Annotated in this window: 1 protein-coding gene; it reads right to left on the bottom strand. The window is 69.0% G+C overall.

Annotated features, from left to right (window positions below; all coding sequences use genetic code 11):
- Window positions 1–4: 4 nt before the first annotated feature.
- Window positions 5–730 carry a hypothetical protein gene (locus tag VIM26_RS12345; protein ID WP_331951573.1) on the bottom strand — a complete coding sequence of 242 codons (726 nt, stop codon included), beginning with the start codon at window positions 728–730 and terminating at the stop codon, window positions 5–7.
- Between the last annotated feature and the right edge of the window lie 918 nt (window positions 731–1,648).

Genomic DNA, 1,648 nt, shown 5'->3' with positions numbered 1-1,648 from the left:
CGGCTCAGCGAAGGACTTTGAAGGTCCACGACGCGGGGGTTGGATCCTCGACGCCGTTGACGACTGCTCGAGCTTGGAACCTGAAGCGACCCGGCTTTAGATGCCGGAACGTGTGCGGCGATTTGCAGGCGGCCCAGCCCTTCGCATATAGGCATTGGAAGTGCGCGCCGGCGACGTCGGAGGAGAAGGCGAACCTGGCCTTGCGCTTGTGAACTCGGCGCCGCGGATGGTCGGTCAGGAAGGTGTCGGGCGGATTCGCGACGCTCACGGATGAGGCGGGACGTGGAGTGATGGTGAACGAACGGGTCGTGCTCGCGTTGACGATGCAATCGGTTGGTGCTGTGCAGTCGAAGTAGACCGCCTGCCAGTAGTAGGTGTCCGGCTGCGTGGGCCACGACGCACTCGGGTCTGGGCTCCCCGCGTAGTCCGCCGAGCCGTCGCCCTGCGGAACGCCCGTGGGGAGGCCATGAGCGGCGACGAAATAATTCGAGAGCAGCCCAGTGGTGCCATTGGTGGAGGGGTTGGTCGATGCATAGAAGTCGACCTCTGGTGGTGGGGGCACGACGGTCATCGGCACCGTCGCCTCAAAGATGATCTGACGGGCCGGCGACATAAACGTGGCGGAGTCATCTGGCGAGACCGGCGTTGCGGGAGTGGCAGCCTGCGCGTTGGCTGCGACAGCCGATCCAAGGGTGCCGATAGCGATGACGATGGCCAGGCGGGCTCTCATGACAGCGTCAGCTCAGCTCGTCGGCGAAGTGCCAAGACGTGGTGCCGGGGCAGGCGCGGGAGCCGGCGCGGGAGCGGGTGCGGGCCCAGACTTGGGCGGCGTCGACTTCGGCGGGGTCGACTTGGGTGGAGTCGACTTGGACGGAGGCGCGGACGTGGTCGGAGCTGACACAGGAGCGGGGACCGCGGGGACGGGCGTAGGCGTCGGACTTGGCAGATGGGACTTCGATGCGGCCTGTTTCGCTTGCCGCGCAGCGCGCCGGGCGGCAGCGGCGGCAATGCGCTGTCGCTCTTTGGCCAGTGCCCGCAGATGCGCGCGATGCGCCGCCCGGGCTCGGATGACCGTCAGCGGGACTCGCGGCGTGACCGGGCGGACCGGGACCCTCGCGATCGGCCTCGGGGCGTTTGCCGACACCAAATGCCCACCGTTTCCCAGCTTCCCGTCAACTCCGGCGATCGCGAGCAGAGCCGCGGCAATCGCGGCCGCCGCGAACGGCATCAGACTCGCCCGGCGCACGCCGGCCAGTCGGTTGACCAGCGCCCTCTTGCCGACACTCCACGCCTTCTCTGTCGTGTTCCCCTCACGAGGGGTCGCGACAACCGGCGGCGCCTCGCGCTTCTCCGCCTGCGGAGCCGCGACGCGCTCGGGCTCGGGCTCCCCGTCGAGCATCCCTTCGCCTGTGATCCCCTCGAGCCCACCGGACCCGCAGATGCGGTCCATTTCCCGCTCCGCATCGGCGGCGGCGCTGGCCCGGGTCGCAGCCGACAGCCGCCTGGCGAGCCGGTCGTGCCGTCGCGAGTAATCCGCGAACGCCGCGCTTAACTCGAACATCGCCCCGACACCCCAGGACTGAGCCCACTCGGCGGGCATGTCTTTGCCGAGAGCGGGCGGGCCCTTCGGCAGCGGCGGAAGCCTGTC

Source organism: Pengzhenrongella sp. (genome assembly GCF_036565025.1).
Lineage (GTDB): Bacteria > Actinomycetota > Actinomycetes > Actinomycetales > Cellulomonadaceae > Pengzhenrongella.
Note: the sequence above shows the minus strand (reverse complement) of the source record. Positions and strands in the feature narration are given on the sequence as shown.